Annotated in this window: 1 protein-coding gene; it reads right to left on the bottom strand. The window is 64.5% G+C overall.

The window, feature by feature from the left end:
* On the bottom strand, positions 1 to 727 hold a 727-nt coding region (locus GHO03_RS24645; RefSeq protein ID WP_256668779.1), incomplete at both ends, for a penicillin-binding transpeptidase domain-containing protein.

Raw genomic sequence — 727 nt, 5'->3', positions numbered from 1 at the left:
GCATGTGCCGCTCGCGCAGTTCGTCGTCGGGTTGCAGCCGCAGGTTGGCGCTGCGCCCTTCACGTGCAAGGGCGCTGTAGCCGCTGACCAGATCTTCCAGACGGCTGCCGGCGCCGCCCAGAATCAGCGCCAGATTGGGCTCGGCCAGTGCTGGCAAACTCAAGGGCACGCCACCGTTGCGCATATCGGCGGCAAAACGCTTGGGCCCATAGGCTTCAAGCAGTTGTACGGCGGGCAAGTTGAGCGAAGTGACCAGCGCGGCACTGGCCGATACCGGCCCGCTGAAACCCATGGAGAAGTTGCCCGGACGATAGTCGCCATAACGCCGCGGCACATCCTGCAGCAGCGATTCAGAGTGAATCAGCCCAGCATCCATGGCCATGCCGTACAAAAACGGCTTGAGGGTCGAGCCCGGCGAGCGCATGGCGGTGATCATGTCGACATGGCCAAAGCGGCGTGCATCATTGATGTCCACCGACCCCAGATAGGCGCGTACGGCCATGTTTTCGGTTTCGACCACCACAATGGCCGCCGAGGTGTGATCGGGCAAACGGGCGCGCCAGCCCAGCAGCAAGTCTTCGAGGCGACGCTGCAAACTGGCGTCGATCATGGTACGGATCAGTGGCGGGCTGCCGGGGCGGTTAAGGCGTCGCGCCAGCAAGGGTGCCAGGCTCGGTTCAAGGCGCGGTGCCAGCAGCAGCGGCTCTTCCAGGGCCTCGTCCACCGC

The organism is Pseudomonas sp. FSL R10-1339, from assembly GCF_009600545.1.
GTDB classification, from domain to species: Bacteria; Pseudomonadota; Gammaproteobacteria; order Pseudomonadales; family Pseudomonadaceae; genus Aquipseudomonas; species Aquipseudomonas bubulae.
The sequence above is the reverse complement of the archived record's forward strand: the minus strand, read 5'-3'. Positions and strand labels throughout refer to the sequence as shown.